Annotated in this window: 15 protein-coding genes and 3 pseudogenes; 11 read left to right on the forward strand and 7 right to left on the reverse strand. The window is 68.7% G+C overall.

The features are described 5' to 3' along the window. The first annotated feature begins 60 nt into the window (after positions 1–60). Positions 61–525, forward strand: a complete 465-nt coding sequence (locus tag ACZ5WG_RS23525; RefSeq protein WP_468725656.1) for a lamin tail domain-containing protein — start codon at positions 61–63, stop codon at positions 523–525. Between the two features lie 6 nt (positions 526–531). On the opposite strand, the gene ACZ5WG_RS23530 is transcribed toward ACZ5WG_RS23525, so the two are convergent. After that, positions 532–1290 (reverse strand): Ku protein, encoded by a 759-nt coding sequence (locus ACZ5WG_RS23530; RefSeq protein WP_468725658.1) that lies wholly within the window; start codon positions 1288–1290, stop codon positions 532–534. A 222-nt stretch (positions 1291–1512) separates the two neighbouring features. On the opposite strand from ACZ5WG_RS23530, the gene ACZ5WG_RS23535 reads away from it, so the two are divergent. Next, entirely contained in the window at positions 1513–1641 is a 129-nt protein-coding gene (locus tag ACZ5WG_RS23535; protein WP_468725660.1) for a hypothetical protein, read from the forward strand. A gap of 251 nt (positions 1642–1892) precedes the next feature. Here the strand turns inward: ACZ5WG_RS23535 and ACZ5WG_RS23540 are convergent, their stop codons facing one another. Beyond that, positions 1893–2042 (reverse strand): hypothetical protein, encoded by a 150-nt coding sequence (locus tag ACZ5WG_RS23540; protein ID WP_468725661.1) that lies wholly within the window; start codon positions 2040–2042, stop codon positions 1893–1895. A 183-nt stretch (positions 2043–2225) separates the two neighbouring features. On the opposite strand from ACZ5WG_RS23540, the gene ACZ5WG_RS23545 reads away from it, so the two are divergent. Continuing rightward, positions 2226–2549, forward strand: a complete 324-nt coding sequence (locus ACZ5WG_RS23545; protein ID WP_468725662.1) for a hypothetical protein — start codon at positions 2226–2228, stop codon at positions 2547–2549. A 687-nt stretch (positions 2550–3236) separates the two neighbouring features. On the opposite strand, the gene ACZ5WG_RS23550 is transcribed toward ACZ5WG_RS23545, so the two are convergent. The 3 genes from ACZ5WG_RS23550 to ACZ5WG_RS23560 form a co-directional block, all read right to left on the reverse strand. Continuing rightward, positions 3237–3530, reverse strand: coding sequence for a hypothetical protein (locus ACZ5WG_RS23550; protein WP_468725664.1), 294 nt, complete (start codon positions 3528–3530; stop codon positions 3237–3239). A gap of 471 nt (positions 3531–4001) precedes the next feature. After that, positions 4002–4994, reverse strand: coding sequence for a helix-turn-helix domain-containing protein (locus ACZ5WG_RS23555; RefSeq protein ID WP_468725963.1), 993 nt, complete (start codon positions 4992–4994; stop codon positions 4002–4004). Positions 4995–5131: 137 nt separating this feature from the next. Further along, the gene (locus tag ACZ5WG_RS23560; protein ID WP_468725666.1) at positions 5132–8866 is read right to left on the reverse strand and encodes a S8 family peptidase; all 3735 of its coding nucleotides are present in this window, start codon (positions 8864–8866) and stop codon (positions 5132–5134) included. A 759-nt stretch (positions 8867–9625) separates the two neighbouring features. Here ACZ5WG_RS23560 and ACZ5WG_RS23565 point away from each other — a divergent pair. The 6 genes and pseudogenes from ACZ5WG_RS23565 to istB all read left to right on the forward strand — a co-directional run bounded on the left by ACZ5WG_RS23565 (position 9626) and on the right by istB (position 15544). Next, on the forward strand, positions 9626–10522 hold the full coding sequence (locus ACZ5WG_RS23565) for a hypothetical protein (RefSeq protein WP_468725668.1): 897 nt from the start codon (positions 9626–9628) through the stop codon (positions 10520–10522). Positions 10523–10650: 128 nt separating this feature from the next. Next, positions 10651–10827, forward strand: a pseudogene (locus tag ACZ5WG_RS23570) (IS5/IS1182 family transposase); the annotation flags it as partial. Between the two features lie 996 nt (positions 10828–11823). After that, positions 11824–12327 carry a GNAT family N-acetyltransferase gene (locus tag ACZ5WG_RS23575; protein WP_468725670.1) on the forward strand — a complete coding sequence of 168 codons (504 nt, stop codon included), beginning with the start codon at positions 11824–11826 and terminating at the stop codon, positions 12325–12327. A 250-nt stretch (positions 12328–12577) separates the two neighbouring features. Beyond that, a pseudogene (locus ACZ5WG_RS23580) lies at positions 12578–12925 on the forward strand (transposase); the annotation flags it as partial. Between the two features lie 169 nt (positions 12926–13094). Next, on the forward strand, positions 13095–14747 hold the full coding sequence (istA, locus tag ACZ5WG_RS23585; RefSeq protein ID WP_468725672.1) for an IS21 family transposase: 1653 nt from the start codon (positions 13095–13097) through the stop codon (positions 14745–14747). Then, positions 14744–15544, forward strand: a complete 801-nt coding sequence (istB, locus tag ACZ5WG_RS23590) for an IS21-like element helper ATPase IstB (RefSeq protein WP_468725674.1) — start codon at positions 14744–14746, stop codon at positions 15542–15544. The genes istA and istB overlap by 4 nt, the downstream gene beginning before the upstream one ends. A 309-nt stretch (positions 15545–15853) precedes the next feature. Here istB and ACZ5WG_RS23595 read toward each other — a convergent pair whose 3' ends face one another. Beyond that, complete coding sequence (locus ACZ5WG_RS23595) at positions 15854–16774, reverse strand: nitroreductase/quinone reductase family protein (RefSeq protein ID WP_468725676.1); 921 nt, start codon at positions 16772–16774, stop codon at positions 15854–15856. A 143-nt stretch (positions 16775–16917) separates the two neighbouring features. Here ACZ5WG_RS23595 and ACZ5WG_RS23600 point away from each other — a divergent pair. Both ACZ5WG_RS23600 and ACZ5WG_RS23605 read left to right on the forward strand, forming a co-directional pair. Continuing rightward, positions 16918–17232 (forward strand): annotated as a pseudogene (locus ACZ5WG_RS23600) (transposase); the annotation flags it as partial. A 50-nt stretch (positions 17233–17282) separates the two neighbouring features. Further along, complete coding sequence (locus ACZ5WG_RS23605; protein WP_468725678.1) at positions 17283–17834, forward strand: transposase; 552 nt, start codon at positions 17283–17285, stop codon at positions 17832–17834. Here the strand turns inward: ACZ5WG_RS23605 and ACZ5WG_RS23610 are convergent. Then, the gene (locus ACZ5WG_RS23610) at positions 17818–18849 is read right to left on the reverse strand and encodes a hypothetical protein (RefSeq protein WP_468725680.1); all 1032 of its coding nucleotides are present in this window, start codon (positions 18847–18849) and stop codon (positions 17818–17820) included. The two genes, ACZ5WG_RS23605 and ACZ5WG_RS23610, sit on opposite strands and share 17 nt — an antisense overlap. Positions 18850–18888: the final 39 nt, after the last annotated feature.

The following is an 18888-nucleotide window of genomic DNA, read 5'->3' on the forward strand; positions in this document are numbered from 1 at the left end:
GCACCGGTTGCTGTCGCCTGCTTCGGCAGGTGGGGCACTGTTGTTGAGGGAGCGTCACCCATGTCATCTACTGCTTCCGCTGTCCGTCGTATCGCCGCTACCGTCCTTGCCGCCGGGGCGGTGGTCGGGGCTGCCGCGTTGCCGGCGGCCGCCCAGGACGGTCACCGTCAGCGTCCGCGGGTGGAGATCAGCCGGGTCCAGGCCGACAGCCCCGGACGCGACGACCGCTCCAACCGGTCCCTGAACGCGGAGTGGGTAGAGCTCACCAACACCACCCGCGAAGCCGTCAACCTCCGCGGCTGGACCCTGCGCGACGACGACGGCAACCGTTACCGCTTCGACAACATCCGCATCAACGGCCGCGCCACCATCCGCATCCACACCGGCACCGGCCACAACACCCGCACCGACCTGTTCCAGAACCACCACGACTACATCTGGGGCAACCACGCCGACACCGCCACGCTGCGCGATGACCGCGGCCGCACGGTCGACACCGAGTCCTGGGGCCGACGCCACCACTGACCGGTGTCAAGGTGTGGGCGGCCGCCTGGACGGCGGGCGACCGCCCACACCACACCTCAGGGGGGCGAGCTGGCCGGCCCAGGCAATGAGGCGGGGCAGCGCACGCTGCGGGACCGGGTGCGGCAATGTCGGCCCGGAGCCAGGGGTGCGGGGGCCGTGGATGGTGATTCGTCCTGGCCCGTTTCGCCGGAGTCGGGCCCCAGCTGTGGCTGACTGGGGCGGGCGAAGAGGGGGGTGGGGCCCGGGAGTCAGGGGGGGAAGGGTGACTGCCCGGGCCGGTGTCGCGGTACCGCGGGGGAGCGGTATGCATTCCGTCGCGACACCTGGAGGAACGATTCGGCGGCCAAGAGGTAACGGGCCTGGAAGGCAGAAGCGATCCACATGCCTCCCGGAGCTGGGGCGGGAGCCGGCAGGTAAGGTCTTCTGGCGCGCCCTGTCCCGGGTGAGGGCTTCCTGGAGCCCGTTCTCGGTCTTCACGGCGACGAGGTATTCGTGTTGGCGCATCACGAACGTTGGGATCTCGGCCTTCCCGGCCTGCACGAGAGCCTGCTCGAGGAGGCTGTACACCTTGCCGTACTCCGTACCTCTGGGGGCGAGGTGGTACGTCTTGTCGAAGAAGATCGGATCGACGGCCTCGAGGTCCACGAACCCGGCGATGCCCTGTGCTTGCGAGCGGCCGGGCGCGATCTCGTCGAGCTCCTTCGGCTCGACGAGGACGTACTCCTCGCCGGTGTCGTAGCCGTTCACGATCTCCTGCAGGTCCACCCGGTCGGCGGTGCCGTACTTCCGTTGGCAGCCACCCGTGGAGCGGGCTGCCCTGCACGCGAAGCCGGAAGGGCGGGGGCAGCAGGGTCCGCGGGACCGGCAGAGGAAGGGCGGGGGGCTTTCCCCTATCAATGCCGTTGGCTACCTTGGTAGTTGTCCGTGCCAAGTGGGGGCCGTGGAATCCGCTCTGTCAGAGCGGGGGCCGTTTAAAGGGGTATGGACATGAGTGATGACAAGCTGTCATCGCGTCGGGGCCGGCTGGCTGCCGAGATCGCGAAGCGGATCGCAGTGGCACTGAGCGCACGCGCTCTGTGGGTAGTGATCGTGGAGCTGATGCGAGGCGAAGGCTGATACCCGACATCGGGCGGGGTGCGAATCCGCCCTGCGTCTCCCGCCCACCCGCCCTCCGAGGTCGGAAGAGGCCCGCCCTCCCCTGCTCTCGGAGGGCGGCTCAAGCCAAGCAGGCCCCTCACGGCTGGCTGCCCGCGTAGCGCGCTGGTCTTGGAGGCGGAGCCGGAAGGCCGGGGGCGGACCCGGCGCGAACACCCCCAACGGGCCGAAAAGATTGGCCTCGGCGGATGAAGCCAAGGGGATGGTCATCCTCATCGCCGCGGGGGTTTCGTGCGTTCTTTGATGGTGACTGCGACGGCCACGGTGATGGTGATCGTGATTGCGCAGAGGAGGAGTGCGCCGAGTATGTAGGCGAGTGTACGGGCTGCTGCCCAGATCAATTCGTCTTCTGTGAACGTCACGGGTGCTCCCTCTATCCGGAGCGAGGCTGTCTCGCGGTCTCGAGAGTCTGCCCGGTGGGGTGAGGTATCTGGCAGGTCGTTACCGAACCGGTCCCGGTACGGCAGCTGCTGCTAGTGCTGTGACCGCATATGTTCACCGGCTTTGGTGTATGTGGCTCGGTTGGGCCTGAGTACTCTCGGCTCGTGGAACGTCGCGAGCAGTATGTGAGATATCGGCAGGATCGGACCGTGCTGGCATCGATCGGGGCTCATCTTGATCCCCGGATCAGTCAGATCAGCGTGCGGTTGCCTCGGTCCGTGGCCGAGTCGGCAGTCGCTGCCTGGGATCGCGAGGAACTGGGTCGGATCGGCGAGGAGAGCCGCGAAGAGTACGAACTGCGTGACGATGCTGCCGAGCTGGCCTTGATCGGCCTGGCGATCTCCTCGCGCGGCGTGTGGGACGGCGAGGAGGTCGTCGTCGACCTGGATGTCGTCCAGATCGCGGCGGCGTTGCAGGCTGCGCGGTAGATCAGGCTGCAGCAGCGGGGGATCACCCTCCCCAGCGGATGCCCTTTCTCGCTGCGGGCTCAGGCGCGTTCGCGTCGCTGGGCGGCGAGGACGCCGGGGTGGCGGCTCTGGTGGTCTCGCACCGGCGCCACCGCGCGGGACGTCGACCGGTGCTGGTAGTCCTTCCTGCGGCGTTTCGACCTGAAGCACACGTTCCGGCTGCTCGAGCAGACCCTCGGATGAACCGGCCGCGGCTGCGGGACTCCGGGGCGGCTGACCGCTGGACCTGGCTCATCCTGGCCGCACACGCCCAGCTCCGCCTCGCCCGCTCCCTCGCACGGGACCTCCGCCGGCCGTGAGAGCGCCCGGCAGAACCGCACAGTCCTCCGGGCGAAGACCGGTACGCCAGCAGGTGCACCGAAACCCACCCGGCCAGGCCCCGGACGACCTCCCGGATCCCCAAACCGTCAGCCCGCCACCCGCTACGGCGTCGGGCGGGTCCTCGCCACTGGCGAGTCCTACAGTCAACCCGCACACGACAAGGCCGGCACCAATCCCCGGCGAACCGGACAGACGGCCGTCCTCGCGGGGCGGCTGCTCCGTGCCGGACGCCCGGGCCTGCCGCTCATGGAGGGCGGCCCGGGTAGACCGGCCCGGCGTCAGCCGGGCATGTCGTGTGGCTCGGTGGTGCGGGGTCGTGGGCCCGTCTCAGTTGCCGATGCCGGAGCTGCCGATGCCGGAGTTTGCGATGCCGTGGCTGCCGATGCCTGTGTTGGCGATGCCCGCGTTGCCCAGACCCCAGTTGGCGATGCCTGCGTTTCCGATGCCGTCGTTGAGTGCGCCCGCGTTGCCGATGCCGTCGTTGAGCGCGCCTGCGTTGCCGACGCCCGAGTTCCCGAAGCCTGAGCTGCCCACGGAATGGCCGGGTCCCGTGTCGTCGGCGCTGGCCGCGCCGGCGCCGCAGACGGCCAGCACCGCCGCGGCACCGAGCGCGGTCGTCACGCGGAGAAGAGTTGTGTGCATCGTTGCATACCTCCTATTTCGGGCATCTTTGCTTACTATCCCTAGCACGTGGCCATGTCCAATACGGGGAGGAATGCCTCGAAGCTGCCGTGTCGTCCAGGGGTCTCGTCCGACGGTGTGCAAGTCACGGGTCCACGGTCCAGAGGCCCCGCTCAACGTCTGGGTGGCTGTGGCCGGTGCGCTGGCCGATCATGATCAATTCCACCAGGATTTCCTCTGTCGCAGCCACTCGCACCCGCTGTCGCGGAGCACCGCCGCGCTGATGTTCCCCTGCGATCGGCCCGGACCTCCGGCGAGGCCCGGACCGTCAGTACGAGGTCCCGGTGATGGGCGGTGCCTCCCGTTGTCGTGAACAACGCGGGAGGCTCTTGCCGGCCGACGCGCCCTCGGCGACGGCCTTCCGCAGGCCCGGCTTCGGCATGGTCGCCCCGTGGTTGTCGGCGTTCCCGTTCAGTGTGCCTCTGCCCAGCCGTGTCGGACGGCGTGACCGCCAAGCTGCATCCGGGTCCGGACCCCGGCCATGTCCATGAGGTGGCGCAGGCGTCGCTGCAGCGTGCGCGGTGACACACCGAGCTGCGTCGCGACGGCCTGATCGGTCAGGCCGGCCAGGAGGAGCGCGAGGATCCTCCGGTCGAGTTCGGTCGGGCCTTCGGGCCCGCGCTCGACGGCGGTTTCGGCTGCTCCGCCGGTGCCCGACAGCTCGAGGGGGTGGGCGGTGCGCCATATCGTCTCGAACAGCGCATCCAACGCATCCAGCAGACCGCTACGGTGCAGCAGCACGGCACCGGGCTCCCCGTCCGGTGTGACCGTGAGCGGCACCAGGCCGAGGTCGGCGTCGGCCAGTACGAGTTTCATGGGCAGCTGGTCGGCGACGCGCAGTTGTACGCCGTTGTGCAGGGAACGGATCGCATCGGTCACGATGCCCGGCTCTGCCAGCGAGGCCCGGTCCAGAATCGCGCGGAATTGCACGCCGCGGCTGATTGCCACGGGTTCGGCCGTGTTCTCGTCGGGGGGCACGGCGACGAACGGTGCGGTGATGAAGGTGCGGACCTGCGTGCGGGCTGCGTGCTGAACCTGCAGGAAACGATGACCGATGGCGTCGACGCCCGTGACGACCTCGATCAGATCGTTGATGCTGCTTCCGGTCATCGCCGCCCGGTGCTCCTCGGCGAAGGTCACCAGGGCCTGCTCGGCCATGCGCAGCCCGTCTCGGCGCTGGCTGATGAGCGAGCCGAGCGCCATGGCCGGCGGCGCGGCGGTGAACCGCTCGTCCGCCGACCTGATCACCAGTCCCCACCCGACCAGGCGGGACAGGGTCTTGTCCACGTCGGCTGGCGGTACGAGGAGCCGGTCCGACAGCAGCATCGCGGTGGAGTTCGGCAGCCCGAGGAGCGCTCGGTAGACGTGCTCGTCATCGGGTTCGAGGCCCAGCACATCCAGCATCGACGACCGACTCCGTTCCGCTTGCCACAGCGGGGAGAGTATGCGCCACGGCGGCAGGCCAGGGGTAGTCCCTGCTGGAATCACGTGTGACGGGAAGAGCCCTGGGGAGGCGACTCCCCGGGGCCCGACTGCGCGGTTCATCGCAGGCCGTACGCCCGGATGATCTCGTTCTTGACGCTGTAGCCGCTGTTCGTCTCGGCGCCCGCGCGGACCGAGATGAAGCCGCCGGGCTTCTTCGCCGTCCTGAACGAACCCTTCCAGTAGCCGTCAGCGCCCTTGGCCAGGGTCACCTTCTGCCAGGTGGCGCCGTCGTCGTACGAGACGTCCAGCTTCACCGACTTGACGGTGCCCGGCAGGGTGCCGCCGTCCATCGACACCGGCTTGAGCGCGATCTGCTGGGTCGCGTTGGCCTTGACGTCGCCGTGCAGGTCCGACTCCAGCTTGTAGTCCAGGTTCAGCACCGAGAACCGCTCGAAGAAGTCGGAGTCGACGGTGTCGGACATGAACGTCCATTCGGTGTGGGTGCGCGTCGAGAGCCGGAAGACGTCGCCGGGCCGCTCGGCGTCGAGGACGGCGCGGTAGGCCAGGTTGCCCTTCGGCACCTCGATCCACTGCATGTCGGTGCTGTGCGGATTGTCGTGGATCAGCGTCTTGCCCTGGAAGACTTGCAGGTGGGTCGGCGTCTCACCCCACGGCAGGTAGCCGCCCAGCCGCATGGTGTCGCTGGAGGAGGCCCATGCCTGCACGTTCCACGTCATCTGGTTCTGCCAGCGGGAGTTGTACACGCCGAAGGACTCGCCCTGGCCGGGGCGGATCGCCGGGGCGAACCAGTCCAGACGGGTGGTCCTGCCCTTGGCGTACGTGTTGTCGCCCGACACCATCACCCACGGCATGGCGCCTTCGACGCCCTGCGCGTGGAACTCCCTCCAGACCTGGCCGGGCGTCACCCATTCGGTGCGGGTGCCCGGGTGCCACTCGCGCTCGGGGAGGTTGAACGACGGGCTGAGGGTGAAGTCGGAACGGTAGCCTTCCGCCGCCCCGCCGTCCGTGGCCGAGTAGTAGCGGGCATCGATCCGGGCGAGATCATCATGGGTCGGCTTGTAGACCAGAGCCCGGTCCGGCACTTGGCCGGGGTAGTCCCGGGTCAGGTCGTAGACGAACGGCGTGTACTCGGTCTGCTTCGCGGTCAATTTGAAGGTGCCGGCCTTGGCCATGGCGATGAGGGTCTTGCCCGCGTCGCGGTGCACGCCGGCAACGGGGATGGTCGACTCGCCGACGTATTCCATCAGGGCACCGACACCGTCGTTGACCACGATCAGGGCCTTCGCGCCGGCCGCGACCGCGGCCTCGGTGCGCGCCTGCGGCGAGACCTCGTCGCTGCGCTCGACCACGACGGCCTTCCCCTTGGCGCTGACCTTCTCGTATGCGGCCGCCGCGCCATTGCCCGCGTAGACCGCGTCCGGCCTGTCCGTGGCGGTGCTCAGCGCGCTGCCCGCCTGCACCAGCGCCTCGAAGGCGAGCCGGCCGTCCGGCGTGCTCAGACTGAGCGGTGGCTCGCCCTTGCGCCAGCGGGTGATCAGCATGAACTCGCCCTGCGTCATCGGCTCCGTCGGTGAGACGTAGACGTCGTCGTACGTCGGCGGCACTATGTACCCGCTGCGGTAGTCCGTGAACGGGTCGAGGCCCTTGTAGTGGACGTTGAAGTCGACCTTGCGCTGGCGGTCCTCGGTGCGCTGCGGTGCCTCGGTCTGCAGCAGGCGGGCCTTGCGGGCGTCCAGCACCACGTCCGCGGAGCCGTCCTTGAGCAGGGTTTCCGGGTCGACCAGCACGGCCAGGCCCGAGCGGTCCTGCTTCTCGCCGGCCACGTCGAGGTACGCCGAGACGGTATACAGACCGGGCGCCATGCGCATGGTGGTAGAGCCTTCGACGTACACCGTCCACGGCCAGAGGTCGCCGGCCAGGTTGACCGTGGCCCAGCCGGCGGCGGGCTTGCCGTCCCGGCCGATCAGCTTGATGTTCAGGTCGTAGCGCTCCTCCTCCTTGAGCAGCGCCAGGGAGGTGCGGGTCACCGGCTTCCCGGTGGTCGCATCGGTTCCTGTCACGTGGCCGATGTCCCGGCCGGCCGGGGCGGTTCGCGGGTCACCGGTCACCGGGACGGCGGCGGTGCCGCCGGCCGGGACGGTCACCGTGGTCGTTCCCAGCCTGAACGTACCGCCGTTGTTGGTCAGCGCCAGGTTCAGCTTGATGTCGGAAGAGCCGGAGTTGGTGAAGGTCAGGTCCTTGGTGACGGCGGCGTCGCTCGGCTCGTGCGGCCACGTGTAGTTGCCGAAGAAGAGCGATCCGGTGCCGTGGACCGTGGTGCGTACGGCGGCGGCGACGTCGAGACGGCCGGTGCCGACCTCGTACGGCGAATACCGGTTGCCCAGACCGTTCGCGGTGCTCATCAGGTGTTCCTTGAGCCGGGCGCCGGTCCAGTCCGGGTGCTGCTGGGCCAGGACCGCCGCCGCGCCGACCACGTGCGGGGTGGCCATCGAGGTGCCGCTGAGGGTGCGGTAAAGGCCCTCGCCACCGCCGCTCATCTCCTGCGAGCGGGCAGCGGTGATGTCCACGCCGGGCGCCGCGATGTCCGGCTTCATGGCGCCGGAGTAGGCCAGCGGGCCGGTGCTGGAGAAGGACGCGAGCTGGTCCTGCTTGTCCGTGGCGGCCACGGTCAGCGCCGAGGCGGCCGCACCCGGGGCGGAGATGCTCTCCGGGCCCGCGTTGCCGGCGGCGATGACGAACAGCGTGCCGTACTGAGCGGACAGCGCGTCGACCGTCTGCGACATCGGGTCGCTGCCGTCCGTCGGGTAGGAGTCGCCGAGGCTCATGTTGACGACGTCCGCACCGGACTCGGCGGCCCACTGCATGCCGGCCATGACCCAGGAGTCCTGGCCGGAGCCCTCCGCGCCACCGAGCACCTTGCCGACGATCAGGTCGGCGCCGGGGGCGACCCCCTTGTTGGCACCGCCGGAGGCGGCGCCCGAGCCGACGATCGTACTGGCAACATGTGTCCCGTGCCCGTTGACGTCGGTGACGGCCTCACCCGGGACGAAGCTGGCCGTGCCGTCGATCAGGCCGGCGAAATCGGGGTGGTTGACGTCGATGCCGGTGTCGAGAACCGCGACTTTGACGCCCTTGCCGGTGTATCCGGCCGCCCAGGCCTCGGGCGCGCCGATCAGCGGCACGCTCTCCTTCAGGTTGGCCTTCACCCGGCCGTCGAGCCACAGCTTCGCCACACCCGCGCCCAACGACGCGCTGCCCCGCGGCGCGACGTCGGTCCAGAAGGTGCGGGCCTGGCGCTTGTCGGTGCTGAGCGCGGCGCCGCGGATGCCCTTGAGGTCGTGGGTCAGCTTGCTGCCGCGGGGGGCCATGGGCTCGCCGGCCGAGCGGGACTTCGACGGGGCGTACGTCGCGATCAGCGGCACCGCGGCCGACTTCGCGTCGTCGTAGCCCATCTCGATCAGGTCGGTGACGTTGAACAGCCGCCGGTCCAGCTTGTCGGTGCCCAGCAGCGGCACCGCCTCGTCCGGGATGACGAACAGGTCACCCTTGACCTGTTGGACCTTTACGCCGCCGACGGCACTCTCCGGCCGTTTGACGTCGGCCGTCTGCCGGCCGTCGGCCATCGTGGTGACCGTGACGACATCGCCGGTGACCAGGGTGACCTTGTGGGTCGCCGAGGGCCGGGCGGGAACGGTGGGCTTGCTCGGAGCGGCTTGAGCGGGCGTCTGCAGAACTGCGACCCCGGACGCCAGCAGCGGCACCACGGTGGCGGCCGAGATCAGCTGCCACCGCCTGCGCCGGAAGGCGGAAGCCTGAGAGGGGGAGAACATGCCATGGGTCTATCGGCCCGGTAACACCGCCGTGAAGGCCTGGCGACGGCAAGTCCTCGCCATGGCGAGGACTCGCCAGCCGTGAACCGCGCGAATCCGGGCAAGGCGAACCCAGCCATGGCGAGCGGGAGTTGATTCACCGTCCCCGACGGGTCCGTGCTGCCCCAAGGATTCGAGCACATCGAGGGGACCTGTCCGGTGAAGAAGACCCTCGCCCTGTGGGCGGCCCCGGCCACGGCAGCATCGGGTAGGCATCAGCGCCGGCTATCCGGTGGACCTCGGACAGCTGCGCAGCTCCGACAGCTCGATGGCGTATGCGGTGTCGTCGTGGGAGAACGATGACGGAAGCGTGATCGTCATTCACGGAGTGTGCGTCAGATCCGATGTCGGGCTTCCGGGCGGCCGGTTTGGACGACGAGTTTGGGAGCCGGCGAGGAGAAGCGGGGCTGACGACACGGCGCCCCCACAGGCCCCACCGGCACCCTGACTCACGGCCGCCGCGCGTTCGCACGTACATCGCATGTGCAGCGATGTACGGAACATGTCACAGGGCTCGTATCGCCAGGTGCTGTTGCTTCCCCCAGAGCTCCATCGGTGGGATGTTTACGGGCCGGAGCGGCCCGTAGCAGGCCGCAGGGAGGGATCGGGGTGGACACTTTGACACGCCAACAACACCGCACCGGCAACGAAATAACCGGAAGGGCTCGGAGAATCGGCAGGACCGGCGCAAACGGCACAACGCCGCGCCGCTGGGCGGCCATGACCGCCACGACGATCGTCATGGCCGTACCACTGACCCTCGGCGCCGCAGGAGATGCGGGGGCGGCGGGGGCGGTGGGGGACCACCCGATCGTCTTCGCCCGCTACACCGCGGCAGCGACCACGGAAGACCTCTACGCGATCTCCTCCGGCGGGGGCACGCCCGTCAAACTCACCCACACCTCCACCGTCAGCGAGGTGAAACCCAGTTGGTCCCCGGACGGCAAGCGGGTTGCATTCGTCCGCTACGGATCCGGTGGGGCCATCGACGGCATCTGGACGATGAAGACCACGGGCGGCGACCTGAAGGCCGTCCCCGGCGCCGAGGGCGCCTCCGACCCGGCGTGGTCCCCGGACGGCAAGCGGATCGCCTACGCCAAGCCGGTCGGCACCCAGCACGAGATCTATGTGGCCGACATCGACGGCACTCCCGCCACCCGCCTCACCCACACCGCGGCGGATGACCTCCATCCGACGTGGTCCCCGGACGGAAAGTACCTGGCGTTCAACCGCGCGGACGCGGCCGGACACAGCAGCGTGATGCGGATCCGGCTGTCCACCTTGGCCCAGACGGCGGTCACCGGGCCCGGCTCCCACGACTGGACGCCCGACTGGTCGCACAGCGGCCGGATCGCCTTCAGCCGCGTGGACTCGTCCGGCTTTGCCCACCTCTACCTCGTCCGACCCGACGGCACTGGTCTTCACCGCATCACCGCGGCCCGTTTCAACGACAAGAACCCTTCCTGGTCCCCGGACGGCAGCCGCCTGGTCTTCACCAGAGGTGGTGCCGACGATGCGGACCCCGAACACCTCTACCTGGTACGGGCCGACGGCACCGCACTGACCCAGCTCACCAAGACCGACTCCCATGACCTGGAGGCTGACTGGCGCCCGTAAGAAGCCATCTCATTTGGATGGCTGGGTAGGCCGTCGGTCGTGGCGGGGATTGTTGAGCGGCTGGTGCCGGACGAGTTGTGGGAGCTGTTCCAGCGGGTGGCGCCGGAGGCGCCATTACGGGCCCTGAAAAGGGGGACCTGACAGGTCCGAATCCCGTCGACAGGGGCAAGTTCGGATCGAAGATCCACTTGATCACCGAGCGGACCGGTCCGCCCCTGTCCGTCGGAATCTCGGGGGTGAACCTACACGACAGCCAGGCACTCGAACCCCTCGTCCGCGGCATACCGCCCATCCGGTCGCGCCGCAGACGACAACACCAAGCCCGTACCAGCCACTACGAACAACGCGGCCACACGCCGCCCGAAACTACCCACCAGTCAGAACAAAGGCCGTTGCTGTACTAAGTACGGCTACTCATGCGCGACTTGTGAGCCTCGCCTAACTTCGCTAGGTGACTACAAATTCGGAAGGGCAGTCGCACACGTTCGGCCGGGGGCTGTCCTGCTGCTTGCTGTTCACTGTTCTGCCTGTCATCTGGCTTCTCGCCGCTTCAGTCCTGCCGGAACGGGTCTTTTGGTTCCCGTTCTGGGTGGGGGCCGTGATCTGGAACGGAGCGGATGGCCAAGGCGGTATCAGCCACTTGTTCAACTGACAACAGGCAGGCCCGGGTGCCGTGGACACGGCGAGGCCATGGGACTCGATGACGACCCTGAGGGGTTGCACGACAAGCTGACCGGCTCGGGAACAGCTTTCCGGGGTTGCTTGCGCATGGTCGGCGGGGGATGTGAGAAGGGGGAGGGCTTTGGTGTGGGTGGCTGGTGTCAGCGTGGGGCGTCAACTCTCGTCCGCGCATGTCACGCGGGATGCCGAATGCTGTGCTTGTGATGCCGGGCGGTGGCCGGGCGTGGCTATGGTCGGTTTTCAGTCCGCGTCGACAGGGCGTGCGCGGGCGAGGCCCGGTGACCAGAGCGCTCTGGCGGCAGTAACACCGGGCCGCCCAACCACCCCACGGACCAAGGTCCGGAGTCCGAACGCGCGGCCCTGTGGCGGGGGCCACCCGCCCCGCTGAACCTCCACGAGTTGTGACCCGCTCCCATCGCATCACCTGCCTGCCTGCGCCGCACAGTCGGGGCCGACGGCGAGCCTGAGAAGCCGTTGCCATACCGATCATGGAGTCTGCCGATCGAACGGGAGTCTCGATCGGATGATCGCGGGCACTGCCCGGCATGAGAGCAGGGCCTGGCGGTATACGGGGAAAATCCAGAGGAGCGGACGGCCGCGCGCTGCTACGGTCGGGCGCTATGAGCTGGCTCCCCGATAACTTCGTCCATCCCGTCCTGGTACCGCTGCCGGGCAGTGATCATCACCTGCGGCCGATCCGGGAGGCGGACACCCCGCTCGACTATCCGGCTGTGATGGGTTCGCGCGAGCGGCTGTGGACCATCTACGGCCCAGCCTGGGGCTGGCCCGCGGCCACCATGACCTACGAGGCCGACCAGGCCGACCTGTTGCGGCACGAGAAGGAGATCGCCGCACACCAGTCTTTCAACTACGCGCTGTTCGACGCGGCGGAGACAGCTCTGCTCGGCTGCGTCTACATCGACCCACCGGAGAGGGCCGGCGCGGACGGCGAGATCTCCTGGTGGGTGGTGGACGAGCTGGTGGGCAACAAGGTCGAGCAGGCCCTCGACGAGCTGGTGCCGCAGTGGATCGCCGCCGACTGGCCGTTCGAGCAGCCGCGCTTCCTCGGCCGAGAGATCTCTTGGTCGGACTGGCTCGCCCTGCCGGAGCACCCGGACGCGTAAGTAGCTTTTATCGTAATGCTCTGGGGACCGGTGCTCGAACGGCCGTCGTCGGGTGCTCGGCGCATGCGAGGAGGGCCTCCTGAACAGCTCGCTGGTGTCGAATCACTGAGCATCAGGAGGCCCTGGTGTCGCAGTTTTGCGTGCCGATGCCCGTGCAGTCCACCGCGGGTACTCGGGAGTGTGACTGTCTGGCTCACCGGTTCGGAAGCGCTGCCGACAATCCCTGCGAGAGCGTCGATATCCGAGCGACATGACGGACGCGGAATGGGTGGTGTGCGGCCGCTGCTGCCGGTGCCGGGTTGGATGCAGGGCCAGGGCGGGCAGCCGGAAGCGTACTGCCACCGGGCCATACTGGACGCGATCGGCTATCTCGTGGACAACGGCATCAAGTGGCGGGCGATGCCGGCCGACTTCCCTCCGTGGGACCGGGTCTATGCGTTCTTCCGGCGCCGGCACCCGTGGCTTCGACGGAGGCAAGCTGGTCAACGGACGTAAGCGGCACGTCGTGGTCGACACCCTCGGGCTGCTGCTGGGCGTGATGGTCACCGCTGCTGATGTGGGTGATCGCGCCGCTGCACACATCCTGCTGGAACAGGTGGCTGTCGCTCACCATTGCCTGGCTGGCTCTATAGACGACAAGTGACTCCAGGCGGAAGGTGACTTCTGACTCCACTTGGTGTGGGTGGAGTTCGTGTTGATGGGTTTTGGCTCCAGTGGAGGGCTGGTGGTGGGAGGATCGGGGTGCTAGCGAGCGTGAGGGGACTTCAGTGCCCGGCTCCAAGGTCGAGTTGTATGCCTCGATCCGTCGTGACGCGCGAGAAGCGGGTCTGTCCAGTCGCGCGCTGGCGTTGAAGTACTCGGTGGGGCGGCGCACGGTCGCTCTCGCGTTGGAGTCGGCGTGGCCGACTGCGCGGAAGCGGATGCCGCCGCGGGGGTCACGTCTTGATCCGTACAAGCTGGCCATCGACGGGATGCTGCGGGCGGATCTGGACGCTCCGCGCAAGCAGCGGCACACACTCACGCGGATCTTCCACCGGCTGCTCGACGAGTACGGCGCTGAGGAAGTGTCGTATGCGATGGTTCGTGACTACGTCTACGACCGGCGCCGGGAGATCCGGGTCGAGGAGGGCCGCGGGCCGCCGGCCTCCTTCATCCCGCAGACCCACCGTCCGGGTGACGAAGCCGAGGTCGATTTCGGGGACGTGTGGATCAACCTCGGCGGCACCCTGACGAAGTGCTTCCTGTTCTCGCTGCGGCTCTCGTATTCGGGCCGGTCCGTCCACAAGATTTTCGCGTCCTGCGGGCAGGAGGCCTTTCTCGAAGGCCACGTCCACGCGTTGAACACGCTCGGCGGCGTTCCCTACGGCAAGATCCGCTACGACAACTTGCGGGCGGCGGTCGCCCAGGTGCTGGGTCTGACCCGGCGCCGGGTTGAGTCCGAGCGGTGGACCGCGTTCCGCTCGCACTATTCGATCACCAGTTTCTACTGCCACCCAGGCATCGAGGGCGCCCACGAGAAGGGCGGGGTCGAAGGACAGATCGGGTGGTTCCGCCGCAATCACCTGGTCCCCGTCCCGCAGGTGGACACCCTCGCGGAACTCAATCTGCTGGTCGAGCAGTGGGACCGGCAGGACAACGACCGCCGCATACGACTCCGCCCCAAGACCATCGGCGAGTACTTCCAGGCCGAACACCCGCTGCTGGTCCCGCTGCCCGACGAGGTTTTCGAGACGGGGTTCGTCTCCTTGGTGAGGGTGGACCGCTACGGGCAGGTCTCGGCCCGCACCAATCGCTACTCGGTGCCAGTGCGGCTGATCGGTCAGATGGTACGGATCGTCCTGCACGCCTCCGAGCCCGTCGTCTACGACGGGCCCAAGGAAGTGGCCCGGCATGAGCGGCTGATCGCCAAGGGTGGATCCCGCCTGGACCTGGACCACTATCTTGAGGCCCTGGTCCGCAAGCCCGGCGCACTTCCCGGCGCCACCGCCCTGGAACAGGCCCGCTCGGCCGGCAAGTTCACCCCGGTCCACGACGCCTGGTGGCAGGCCGCCTGCAAAGCCCACGGCGACCCCGAGGGCACCCGGGCCCTGATCTCGGTCCTGCTCCTGCACCGGCATATGGCCCACGAGGACGTGGTCGCCGGGATCGCGGCCGCCCTGAAGGCCGGCGCACTGACCGCGGACACCGTCGCACTGGAGGCCCGCAAAGCAGCCGACACTGATGCCAGCGTGCCCGCTCCGCGCCAGGAACGGATTACACGCCCGGCGGAGGGCGGGGCGACGGTGACCTCGCTGACCGCGCGCCGGTTGGCCGCGCTGCCGCCTGACCCCAGGCCGCTGCCGTCGGTGGCCGCCTACGACGAACTGCTGCGGCTGCGCCGTCGGCACGCCGGACCAACCGCCCAACAGGGGGAATCATGAGTGCAAAGCGCAACCGGGGACTTACCGAGGAAGCCGCGGACGCGGCCGTGGACCAGGCATGCCGGATGCTGCGGCTGCCGACGATCCGGGCCCAGTACCCGGAACTGGCTACGGCGGCCGCACAGGACCAAATGACCTATCGCGGGTCTCTCGCCGAGCTGCTGATGTCGGAATGCGACGACAGGGCCCGGCGCCGCTCAGAGCGGCGCATCAAGGCCGCTGGCTTCCCGCGGGATAAGTCACTCCGGGCCTTTGACTTCGACGCCAACTCGGCCATCGACCCTGCCGCGATCCATACCCTGGCCTCCTGCGACTGGGTCAGGAAGAGCATGCCGCTGTGCCTGATCGGCGACTCCGGGACCGGCAAGTCACACCTGCTGATCGCGCTCGGCACCGAGGCCGCGATGCAGGGCTACCGGGTCAAGTACGTCCTCGCGACCAAACTCGTCAACGAACTCGTCGAAGCCGCCGACGAGAAACTCCTCGCCAAGACCATCGCCCGCTACGGCCGCGTCGACCTTCTCTGTATTGACGAGCTGGGCTATATGGAACTGGACCGGCGCGGTGCCGAACTCCTCTTCCAGGTTTTGACCGAGCGCGAGGAAAAAAGCTCTGTGGCGATAGCCTCCAACGAATCGTTTGGAGGCTGGACGAAAACCTTCACCGATCCCCGACTCTGCGCGGCCATCGTCGACCGCCTCATCTTCGGCGGCCACATCATCGAGACCGGAACAGATTCCTACCGCCTGGCCGTCACACGGGCCCGTGCCGAAGCGGCCGCGGCGGTCACGAGCTGACGCCCCGGTCACAGGGCTGGGCTGTTCCCTGCGGATCATCGTCACCAGGCTTGCGCTGGCCTAGGTACGGTGGCGGCATGGCGACGATCCTGCGGCACTGCTGCCGTCCTACGAGCACTGCACGGCCTTCCGTCGCGGGCTGCACGGCAGCTGACCGTTCGTCCTGCCAAGGAACCTGGCAGGGGGCGGGTACGGCCGAGGCGGAAGCCGCTGGCCGGCTGCGTTCGCCTGCCGGCGGGCCGGGACCCGCCTCCGAGGGCGGAACGCGGGGAGCACGGGCCGAGGCGGGCCCGTGCTCGCCTCAAACGCTCAGCCGCGCACCGGCGCGGGACCCATCGCGTTCAGCGCGGTGACGAGTTGGCGTTCCTCATCGTCGAAGTGGGCTTCGAGCCGGTTCGCCAGCTCCGCCACCTCCTCCCGCAGCCGCGCCGGGTCGTCCCGGTCGGGAGAGAAGTCCTCGACCAGTTCCTTGATCCGGTTTTGCAGCTCGGCCACGACCTTGTGTTCTTCGGCGAACTTCTCCAGCACCGGTTCCAACGCCGGGAACCGCTCGCGGAGCACGGGGAAGGCGCCGATGTCCTCGCCGGTGTGGTGGACGTTCAGCGCGTGGCAGAAGTCCAGGCAGTGCGACCGCAGTTCGGCGAGCGGGTTGCCGCCCTCGGCCTGCGGAGCGATGTCATCCGCCCTGCCCTCGACCACGTCGTCAATCCGCCTGCGCAGGTCCGCCAGCTCGCCGCGCAGCCAGCCGTGTAGTTCGACCAGTTCGTCACCGAGGTGCTTGACCCGGTCGGGGTCGAGGTCGATCGGGTGCAGTGCGACGACCGGAATGATCCGGTCCGTCTTCGTCTGGTACTCGCCGTACCCCGGCTGCTGAGCGGCGATCTCCGAGAAGAGCCTGTCGCGCTCCTCGCGCGGGGGGATCGAGGCGATCGCCCGGTAGGTGCGGGCGCCTGTCTCGACCGTCACGACCGCGTTCTTGCGGATGTTGTGGTACCACGCCGGATGGTTCGGTGACCCGGCCGCCGAGGCGACTACCAGGTCCTGCCCGTCGATCTGCATCAGCCCGAGCGGCTGGGTGCGGGGCCGACCGGTGCGGGCCCCCCTTGTGGTGAGAAGGCACAGGGTGGAACCCTCGAACATCCCGCCGACTTTCCCGGCGTTGGCACGGAATTCGTCGATGACGCCCCGCTGGAACTCCAGAAATTCTTCGAATTGAGTCTCGTCTGACATGTAGGTGGAACCCCTGGAAAATCTTGTGCCCGCCCACCGCGCACCCGGCCGGGCGCACCGCCTGCGGGGCACGGTAGGGAGGCTATCACCGCGGCGCAACGTCCGTACCGGTCACAGTTGGGCAGCCGGAGGGGCCCGGGGATATCCCGGTGGAGACCGTGCGTGTGGCGCGGGCGGCGTTCCCCAGAGCAAGCTTGGCGATCCGGATCCGGGACGAGCTGGGGGGTGCTGTTCCGCGACGAGCAGTTCGGGGACCTGTTCCCTGCCCGGGCAAGCCCGCCTGGCCGCCGGGCCGCCTCGCGCTCGTATTGGTGTTGCAGTTCGTGGAGGGGCTCACCGACCGGCAGGCCGCGGAAGCGGTGCGGGCAAGGATCGACTTCAAGTATGCCCTCGGCCTTGACCTGGGGGATCCGGGGTTCGACTTCTCAGTGCTGTCGGAGTTCCGTGATCGGCTCGTTCAGGTCACCCCGCCGACCAGATAGGTGGCGTCACTTCTCACATTCAGATCTTGCCCTTGAGGCCCCTGAACGGAGTCAGAAGTGACCTACCACTGGAGTCACTTGTCACTGACACAGCCAGCCTGGCCCTGGTCTGGGCCGACGGCGGCTACACCGGCAGTCTGATCGAGCACTGCCTGGCCGCGCTCGACCTGGTCCTGGCGATCGTCAAGCGCAGCGACAGCATGAAGGGATTCGTGGTGCTGCCCAAGCGGTGGATCGTCGAGCGTCTCTTCGCGCATCTGATGCGAAGCCGCCGCCTGGACCGCGACTTCGAGCTTCGTATCGCCAGTGCCGAGGCGATGATCTACTGGTCGATGGCCGCCCTCATGACCCGTCGCCTGGCCCGGCCACACCGGGGCCGAGGGCGAACCGGAAGCGCGCCGGTACTTGCTCGAGGTCCTTCTCGTGTGCTGGTCGACTCGCAACAGGTGGTGACGTGGTGGGCCGGATGCCGAGTGCCCGGGAGGCCCGGTACGCCCGGCATCCCGCCGTCGGCTGCGGGGCCGGCGTCCGCGTGTCCTGGTGCGGTGGTCCGTACGGCAGCTACTGGATGCTCGTGAGGTGCGGATGTCCCGGGTCGGCGGGGCAGGCGAAGACGTTCAGCTTGCCCCAGCGGCCCACCTGGACCCCGGTGGCCGCCCCGCCCCCGCCGACGGCCGGGTCCCGTTCCTCCAGCGGCATCCAGCTGCCGCTTCCGCCGTCCCACTCCGAGCTGGCGATGGTCAGCAGCAGTTCCATCGGGGCCGCGCAGGCCGGGCAGTCCAAGGTGGCGGCGTCGGTCAGGTTCCAGGACGCGTAGCCCCCGGCGCGCCAGCCGGGCGGGATGGACAGGTCGAACTGGTAGGTCGGCCAGTCCCATTCCTCCGCGTCCGCTTCCTCGGCCTCTTCTTCGAGGGCCTCCTCCCTTGCCTCGATCCGGGCGCACAGCTCTTCGGGCAGCAGCCCGGCGAAGGGGTACGTGACCACCTGCTCGGGGTGCAGCACGCACGGCTCGGGTACGTAACCCTCGAAGCCCACGACGTCCGGCACGGGCGGCTGCGCCATCGCCCCGACGACCTCCCACGACAGGCGCCAGCGCAGGTCCAGCAGCATGCCGGTTCGGTTCTCGCCGTGCGCGTCGAAGGGGCACCAGAACACCTGGAGCAGATCGCAGCCTTCCGGCCCCGCAAGCAGGTCGGGCACGTCCCGGCGGTACAGCTGGGCCAGAGCGATCATCGGGAGCGGATCCGTCTGCCCGCTTTCCCCCGCCGCCTGGTGCATGCGCCTGAGCTCCTCCAGGAGCCGCCGCTCCTCGTCCGTGGGGCCGGAGTCCGGGTCCCGGGCCCACGCGGCGGCCAGGAGCTGCCGCTCCCGGTGGATGTCCGCGGGGCGCCGGCCACGCCCGTGGGGGTGCGGATCGGTGCACACCGGCCACGGCTCGTCCGCCGGCCAGAGCATCGGCCCGCCCACGGAGCTCACCGACGCGTCGGGGCTGCCCGGCCGCGGGTGCAGCCGGGTGGTCGTGCCGCGGTGGGCGGCGAGCCCGGGGAAGAGCACCTCGACGTCGAGCGGGCGCGGTGGCGTGGTCCTCGTCATGATCCCGAACCCTAACGGGCTGACGCGCGCTCAAGCGGG

The sequence above is a fragment of the Streptomyces sp. NPDC032745 genome, from assembly GCF_055579465.1.

What these genes read in the sequence shown, in the direction of transcription:
- ACZ5WG_RS23525 (WP_468725656.1), top strand. Translation starts at nt 61, where the DNA reads ATGTCATCTACTGCTTCCGCTGTCCGTCGTATCGCCGCTACCGTCCTT.
- ACZ5WG_RS23535 (WP_468725660.1), top strand. Translation starts at nt 1,513, where the DNA reads ATGAGTGATGACAAGCTGTCATCGCGTCGGGGCCGGCTGGCTGCCGAG.
- ACZ5WG_RS23555 (WP_468725963.1), bottom strand. Translation starts at nt 4,994, where the DNA reads ATGCTGGATGTGCTGGGCCTCGAACCCGATGACGAGCACGTCTACCGA.
- ACZ5WG_RS23560 (WP_468725666.1), bottom strand. Translation starts at nt 8,866, where the DNA reads ATGTTCTCCCCCTCTCAGGCTTCCGCCTTCCGGCGCAGGCGGTGGCAG.
- ACZ5WG_RS23565 (WP_468725668.1), top strand. Translation starts at nt 9,626, where the DNA reads ATGACCGCCACGACGATCGTCATGGCCGTACCACTGACCCTCGGCGCC.
- ACZ5WG_RS23575 (WP_468725670.1), top strand. Translation starts at nt 11,824, where the DNA reads ATGAGCTGGCTCCCCGATAACTTCGTCCATCCCGTCCTGGTACCGCTG.
- istB (WP_468725674.1), top strand. Translation starts at nt 14,744, where the DNA reads ATGAGTGCAAAGCGCAACCGGGGACTTACCGAGGAAGCCGCGGACGCG.
- ACZ5WG_RS23595 (WP_468725676.1), bottom strand. Translation starts at nt 16,774, where the DNA reads ATGTCAGACGAGACTCAATTCGAAGAATTTCTGGAGTTCCAGCGGGGC.
- ACZ5WG_RS23610 (WP_468725680.1), bottom strand. Translation starts at nt 18,849, where the DNA reads ATGACGAGGACCACGCCACCGCGCCCGCTCGACGTCGAGGTGCTCTTC.